The organism is Novosphingobium sp. (assembly GCF_049240505.1).
GTDB lineage: Bacteria > Pseudomonadota > Alphaproteobacteria > Sphingomonadales > Sphingomonadaceae > Novosphingobium.
In genome coordinates, this window is record NZ_JBMLSM010000128.1 from 4456 (window position 1) to 11896 (window position 7441).

Sequence of the window (7441 nt, forward strand, 5' to 3'; positions counted from 1 at the left end):
GGGAGCTCAGCTTTGGCCTTGGCCAAGGTCATCTCGCTCTTCACGTTTGCAGGCTGCTCGATCGAAGAAGTGGAGCGGGCGGTATTTCGCGCAGAAGATCTGTCCAAGTTTCCATACGACGTGATGATGAAACGGGGCCTTCGTGCCCCGCCAGAGCACTGTGCCTGGCTGTTGGCTCTTGTCCGCACGGATCGTGAACAGGCGGAGAGAGAAATCGAGTCCTTTGCGAGGCAGTTGATTTGCTGGTCGCCGGGCATGGCCATGTCGTTGGCCGCGGACTCCCAAACCGGGAGAATGGCGGTAGAGGAGAAAGCGCAGGGGCACTATCAGTATTACGTCGCCACGATCGGAAAGGACGAATCAGCTCCGAAGAAGTTCGCCAAGGCAATCATCGGGCTTGCTCAGATCGAGGAGGACGCCGCACTCGCCTTGCTCCGCGGCGATCTTGGCGGTGCAGCTGCCTTGATCCGAGGCAGGAAGACAAGCGGACATAACGGCTTCGGATCTGCAGCGGCAACAAAACCAGATGTCGCGACCATACACGCTGCATTCGAGTGGGCTGAAGCCATCTGGTGCTGCTTCGATCTGCAGTGGAACGTTGCGTTCTGGCGCCAGAAATATCGAAACGGGCTTTCGCCCATCATCCTTACCGCGAAAGTCCGCCAATCCTGGGCCGTGATCCGCGAGGTATTCTCCCATTATCTCAAATTTGATCTTGGAGTACGGCGCTCTAGCTCAAAGGAAGACGTGCTAATCATAGACAAGGGTGAGCAATCAAGCTTGGAGAAGCTCATCAAGGAAATCGAGAGCAAGCGATCAATGCAGGGCGCGGCGCTTTTTTACGATACGTTATCTCACCCATTCTTTGCCAAAGCGGCTCTTGGCATTCAGCGCCTACTGCAGGTGATCGACGCGAAATCTCCGACCCGGGCCGTTGATATTTTTCTTGAAGATATTCCTCTTGCGATAGCCCTGCTGGCTGCAGCTTTGCGCTTTGAGCAGGCTGAGCGCACGCGTAAGGCGAGGGTGACTTACAACCTGAGCGGCAGGAACCCAATCGGATTAAGCGAATTGAGGCTGTCCGACATCTGCAAAGCGTCTTTTGAGCGGGCTCATACGATCAGCCTCTACCTTCGCTGTAGCGTGGGCGACTTCGATCCCGATAAAATCAACCCGCCGCCGGCTTCGGATAAAGCGCCGCCTGCCTGCCGCATATCGAAAACTGACCGGAAGATGTTGGGGAGCCTGATCCACGTGGCTCGCGATCATTCCGGACAGTTCGACAACCTCGTCGACCGAGAGGGCCAACAATCGCTCATGGATGTCGTCGACCAATCTGTCCGTTACCGGTGGGCGCTGCCGCGATGCAATTCGGTTTAAAGACGCCATCGTCTCTGGATCAGGACCGATGCTTCCATTCTTCCCACGTAGGAGGCAGCGGGCGATCCCTGCTGTAGCGGGTGTCGCCGCCATGGTCCTTTATCCAATCGTACGCGGCTCCGCGGTTGCGGAACGACGGCATCGCGATGCCATCAACCTTACAGATATGCCGCGCTATCGCTTTCTGATGCTCTGTGACGCTATTGGCGCGCCAACACTTTGCAGAAGTGGCGTCATGCTCATCAAAGCCCTTCACCGACGCCCGATACTGAACGGCGCGCGAGCGATACTCGGCGTCGTGGCCCCATTCCTTGAGCCACTGCAGGACACCAGGCTTACTCAAGAAGAAGTGGATCAACGTAGCGACGTCATCTGTGCCCTTGCTTTTCGCGCAGAAGGCGAGCCATTCGCCAAAGGTACTCGCATTGCGGAGCAGTCCCACGAAGGCAACTGCATCGATCTCTCCGAACCCAAGGCCCACGAGCATACCGCCAAGCTTGTACTTCTTGTGATCCTCCTTTTGGCGTTTGGTCCGTAGGTTTTGGCCTGCCCGGTCGGCGTGCCTGAGGTCTGCCAATTCAGCAATCTCGGAAGCTTCGGCGTTAGCTGCGCTCGCCGCGATCTTGCGAAGATTTTCGATGGTCGATGTGTTCTTGTCGTCAGCCATGCGGCTGCGATGTCACATCTGGGCCACATGCAATTGCAAGCTACCCCTTTTTCCGGCCGTGCTTCTCAGTTCAAGCAGAGCATCGGGTGACCGGCTACAGGCCAGCCTCAATCCGCTGCTCGTTCTCGGGCTTATCGATACGGCGACATTGATTTAAGCAAGATGCCGAAGCCCTGGTGGCCGAGGCCGACACCGTCGGTCCTTACTCCCACGCGGTGCGGGGGAATATCAAAGTCCGACTCGAGGTGACGACCCAAGCCTGACACCTACCAAAGAAGGAACAGGCCTGGTCAGCCGCAAAATTGGCCGGGCCTGTGCCGTTCAGGCAGCGCGCCCGCGCGCCCGTTCGCGCGCAAGTGCGACGAACGCCCGGAACGCGGCGGGCGGATCGCGGCGGCTGGGGTAGTAGAGGCACAGCGATGCCAGCTGGGGCGTCCATTCCGGCAGCAACTGAACCAGCCTGCCGGCGGCAATGTCATCGCGCACGTCTAACTCGCTGAAAAAGCCGATTCCGACCGAGGTCAGCACCGCGATCCGCGCTAGACTGGCCTAGTCCAGCGTCAGCGGTCCATCGACATCGACCATCAGCGGCCGCCCTTCCGCCTCGAACGGCCATCGCAAGAGCGCGCCGCTGGGCAGCCGCATGCGGATGCAGCTATGCGCGGCAAGGTCCGCCGGAACGCGCGGCACACCGCGCTCCGCCAGATAGGCCGGTGCTGCGACCACGGCATGGCGGCGCGCCGGCCCCAACGGCATGGCGATCATGTCGCTGGGCACGAGGTTTTCGCTGCGGATCCCGAAATTGAATCCTCGGGCAACAATGTCGACAAGGTCGCGCTTGACGCTGGGGCATCCCGAAAGCGCTCGAGTGCCATCGGGTAAGGCGCCGATCGAGCTGTAGCCGAGCATCTCTGCAACTTCGGAAATCCGCAGTCGGCGTTGGGCGAGATACTGTGCCGCTCGAAGCGATCGACGGATTGCCCGATGGGATCACCCGATATGGGGCGTCGGCCTATGCCATACGTCGCTTTGATCGTACCGTTGCTGGACCTGTGCACATTGAAGACTTCGCGCAAGTTTTTGGGGTCTACGCCGACGACAAATACGAGAACGCGAGCTACCGCCAGATGCTGTCGGTCCTCGCGATCGAAGCCGATGAGGCAAGCGTGGTCGAGTTCGTCCGCCGTCTCACCTACTCCGTGCTGATCGGCAATGGTGATATGCATCTGAAGAACTGGTCTCTGATCTATCCCGATCAGTGCCGACCGTTCCTTGCGCCGGCATACGATCTTCTCTTGACCATCGCCTACATTCCTGAGGAGGAATCCGCCCTCAAATTCGACCGCTCACGTGAATGGGAGCCCTTCACCTACCGCGAAATGGAGACGATCGCGGACAAGGCTCGGTTGCCCTCGCGCCTCATAATCTCGACGGCAAAGGAAACCGTCGAGCGGTTTGACGTGCTCTGGGAATAGGAAAAGACGCATCTTCCCTTAACGGACGAGGTCATTGCAGAAATTGACAAGCACAGAAAGCGCCTTGCAGTCTGAACCAACTCGGCCTCGTCAATGTAAAACTGAAGAACCAACAGCATAGTTGCTGTGATGGCATATTTGGCATCCGTTATAGGAACGCGACCGATCTCATGTGTGTGCAGCCCTGGAATCGGCATTAAATGCCGATTGCAAGGCTGCGACGTAAGTAACCGACGGAGTGGTGTCGGCCGAGGCCTTTTTCGCTGCGCGTCAGTCGGCGATCAGAACGTGATCCGGACTCCGCCCGAAAAACGGCGGCCGAAGCGCTCCCATTCGATCGTGAGGTTTTCCGTGAAAGGGGTGGGTGTGCCGGTCGCGGTCAGCAGGTTGCCAGGCTCCGAAAAACGACGGCCGGGCTGATCGAGCAGGTTCGAGGCATCGAAATAGACTTCGAAATTGCGGTTGAAGGCATAACGCATCGAGAAATCCATCTCGTCATCCGCCGCCCAGTAGGTATCGCCCGCGTCAGTCAGATCATTGGCGATCCCGTCCAGCCAGGCGCTCCGCTTCTGGTACTGGAGCCGGGCCGAGAAGCCGTACTTTTCGTAATAGGCGCCGATATTGGCGACATAATCCGACGTGCCCGGCAGGCGTACACTACGCTGCGGTACGATCACCGCGCCGGAGTTGCTGAGGAATGCGGGCTTGGTCACCTCGCTGTCATTTAGTGTGAGGTTGGCGGTGATGCCGAAGCCGCCCACCCATTCCGGCACGCCGAGATCATCGGTCCATGGATCGAGCTGGAGCTGGGCCGCCATTTCAAGCCCGATGATCCGTCCCTCGCCCGCGTTGGCTAGACCGGTGAAGATATAGTCCGACCGGTCGAGCCCACCGAAGTTCAGTACGCTCGACCCGAAGGTGCGCCGGTCGGTGTAGAGCACGTCGCGCACATCGCGGTAAAAGATGCCGATCGACATGAAGCCCTGCGGCGCGATGTACCATTCCAGGTAGCTGTCGAGGCCCCAAGACCGTTCGGGTTTGATCGCCGGGTTACCGCCCGAAATCGTTTCGTTGGCATCGTTGATCTGGACGTTGGGGCGCAGCAGATCATAATCTGCCCGGGCCGCCCCGGTGGTGTAGCCGATGCGGAATTTGCCGTTGGGCGAAACGTTATAGTTCACGTGCAGGCTTGGGAAAAACAGGGTGCTGTCGCTTTGCGCGTTTATCACCGTGGCAGTGCCTGGAATGTTGGCAGTGCCGGTGTTCTCCACCTTCTCTACGCGCACACCGCCGAGGATGCTGCCCCAATCATACCTGAGCGTGCCCATTACGAAGCCGGCCAGGATCGTCTCGCGCACCCGGTAATCTTCATCGGTCAGGCGTGTACGGGCAAAGTTGGCTCGCGCCGCGGCCGAGGCGGCTTCCATTTTCGCGGTGTCGAAATAGCGGAATGTATAGCCCAGCGGCACTTTGCCCTGAAACGGGATATCGAGTGCGAACTGGTTGAAGTCGGTAGGGATGCCGATGGTGGTGAAATCCGCAGCGGTGCTGCGCAGGATTTCGAAGTTCACCGATTCCTTGGTGCGCTGGTCGTACTGGAAGCCCACCTTGAATGTCGCATCTGCGCCAAGGAAGCCGGTGTCGTAGACGACAATGGCCCGGCCCGTGTAGGCATCGGTATCGTCAACCAGATCGGCGACACGCAACTGGCCAAGCGGCTTGCTGAAGGTGTCGATCGCAGTCACCGGAGCACCCGCCTGGAAACGCGTCGGACCGGAGAGTTGCACCGTACGGAACAACTGCACGCGGGCCAGCTGCGGATTGGTGAAGTCATAGGCCACCGTCGGGCGGTCGGCGCGGGCAGACGGGCTGTTCCAGCGTGCCTCACCCACCACCGAACGGTCATCGCGTGAACGGGTGAAGTTGCCGAGCCATTCAAGCCGCAGCCCGCTGTCGCCGAAGGTGTGCTTGCCTTCGATGGTGTTGGTGAAAATCGATTGGCGGAAGGCGCGCAAGGTTGATCGCTGGTTGATGTCGATCCCGTAGACCGTGCCAGTCAGCGGCGTGTTGCCGATACAGATATCGGCATAGCCGGTGGTGGTCGGCGCAGTGTTGACCACAGCCGGGCAATCGGCAGTGCTGGCGACCAGATCGCCCTGACGATCATCGAGGTCGAAGATATAATTGTCGCGCGCTTCATCATCGGTGAAGATGGTATAGACCGAACGCAGCGAAATCTGGTTGTCCCCATTCGGGCGCCAGTCGATCCGACCCGATCCCGACCAATTCTTGCGGGTCAGGCGGTAGAGCTTGTTTTCGGTTTCGCGCGCCCAGAACCGGGTTGCGGCAAGCGGGCGTGTGTCCTGCGAAACGCGTTCCCAATCGATCTCGAAATTGTCGGTGATCATGTTGCGTTCGTAATAGCTGCCCGACACCAACACGCCGATTTCGCCCAGCCCGCCCGCATCGAAGCGGTCCGACAGGACAAGGTTGGCTTCATATTCCCTGCGGTCGCCCAGTTCCGCGATCCCGGCCCCGGCCTTCCCGAAAGCGCGCAGGCCCGGATAGTCGAAGGCTGAACGGGTGATGATGTTGACGTTACCAGCAACGGTTTCGCCCGGCATGTCGGGGGTCACCGCCTTGGAAACGATGACCTGCGAGGCAATCGCGGACGGGATCGAATCGAAGCGCGCGTCGCGGCCTTCGGGGCTGACGATGTTGATCCCGTCGAAGCTCAGCGTGGTCCAGTAATTTGGCGCGCCGCGGATCGAAATGTAGCGCGCCTGGCCCTGATCACGTTCCACCGCGAGGCCGGGCAGGCGGCCGGTGGCCTGGGCGATGTTCTGGTCGGGCAGGCGGCCAGCCGAGTCTGCCGAAAGGACGCTCACCAGATTGTCCGACTGGCGCTGGATCTGCAATGCGGCGGCTTCGGATTCGGCAATTGGGCGCGTACCATCGACGACGATATCTTCACCTTCGACTGGCGGGGCAACTTCTTCTGCCGTGAGGCCCTCAGCGGTGACATCGTCAGCGGAAGCCGTCTGCGGAATGAAGGCAGCCGCAGAAAGCATCAGCGCCTTGGGTGAAAGGCGGGCGACGGAATACATGGTTTTGCGCAATGGAGCCCCCTATTGCATGAATACGTAGGGGCGCCGATAGATGGGCCTCATGACCATTTATTGACGAAATAATGAAACTTTCAATACATCCAAAATTCGGTGCGTGTAACATATTTGTAACAATGCAAAATACAAAAAACATTTTGCATTGTGCGGTCCATCATTGCATTTACCGCGTCAATCGGGATTATTGATTGAGGGTGCAGCACATTGTCGTGGCGTACATCTTTGCTGCTTTCTGCTGCCTTAGTCTGCGCGGCTGGCCCGGCTGCGGCGCTGGACGAGCCGGTAATCGACCTGCGCGGCGGGCCTGCTCCCGCCGCTCCCGGCACGCCCTATTCCGCAACAGGCCTGCCCGATCGCATCGTGCTTTCACCTGGCGCCAACCCAACTACCGAAATGCTGGTCTCCTGGCGGACGGATATTGCGGCAACCCAGACTGTGGCTGAACTTGTCGAGCTTGTCCCCACCCCCGGTTTTAGCGAAAGGTCGGCGGGCCACATAGGCAGCAACGTCGCGACCACCAGCGAAAACGGCGCGGCGCGCTATCACAAGATCCGCTTCACCGGCCTCAAACCCGATACTGCCTACGCTTACCGCGTGCAGGGCTCTGCCGGCTTCTCCGAATGGCACCAGTTCCGCACCGCCAAGGCCGGGACCGCGCCCTTTACGCTGATCTACATGGGCGACACCCAGAACCGCATTCTCGATGTCGGCTCGCTGGTTTGGCGGCGGGCGCTGCTGCAAACGGCAAATCCTGCGCTGATGCTCCATGCCGGCGATCTCGTGGCAAGCCGCGA

At 59.5% G+C, this 7441-nt stretch carries 5 protein-coding genes and 1 pseudogene; 3 read left to right on the plus strand and 3 right to left on the minus strand.

Going from position 1 to position 7441, the window contains the following annotated elements; all coding sequences use genetic code 11:
* Window positions 1–1380: hypothetical protein (locus ACOVQ0_RS11020; RefSeq protein WP_421884257.1), on the plus strand; the 1380-nt coding region annotated here is incomplete at its 5' end.
* 19 nt (window positions 1381–1399) lie between these two features.
* Here the strand turns inward: ACOVQ0_RS11020 and ACOVQ0_RS11025 are convergent.
* Entirely contained in the window at window positions 1400–2047 is a 648-nt protein-coding gene (locus ACOVQ0_RS11025; RefSeq protein WP_421884259.1) for a hypothetical protein, read from the minus strand.
* Between the two features lie 321 nt (window positions 2048–2368).
* Window positions 2369–2956 (minus strand): annotated as a pseudogene (locus ACOVQ0_RS11030) (LysR substrate-binding domain-containing protein).
* A gap of 44 nt (window positions 2957–3000) precedes the next feature.
* Between ACOVQ0_RS11030 and ACOVQ0_RS11035 the strand changes: the two are divergent.
* On the plus strand, window positions 3001–3522 hold the full coding sequence (locus ACOVQ0_RS11035) for a type II toxin-antitoxin system HipA family toxin (protein WP_421884261.1): 522 nt from the start codon (window positions 3001–3003) through the stop codon (window positions 3520–3522).
* Window positions 3523–3803: 281 nt separating this feature from the next.
* Here the strand turns inward: ACOVQ0_RS11035 and ACOVQ0_RS11040 are convergent, their stop codons facing one another.
* Entirely contained in the window at window positions 3804–6629 is a 2826-nt protein-coding gene (locus ACOVQ0_RS11040) for a TonB-dependent receptor (protein ID WP_421884264.1), read from the minus strand.
* A 240-nt stretch (window positions 6630–6869) separates the two neighbouring features.
* Between ACOVQ0_RS11040 and ACOVQ0_RS11045 the strand changes: the two genes are divergently transcribed.
* Window positions 6870–7441, plus strand: a 572-nt coding sequence (locus tag ACOVQ0_RS11045) for a fibronectin type III domain-containing protein (RefSeq protein WP_421884267.1), incomplete at its 3' end; no start/stop codon positions are given.

Coding starts and splice junctions, on each gene's coding strand:
- ACOVQ0_RS11025 (WP_421884259.1), bottom strand. CDS start 2,047: ATGGCTGACGACAAGAACACATCGACCATCGAAAATCTTCGCAAGATC.
- ACOVQ0_RS11040 (WP_421884264.1), bottom strand. CDS start 6,629: ATGTATTCCGTCGCCCGCCTTTCACCCAAGGCGCTGATGCTTTCTGCG.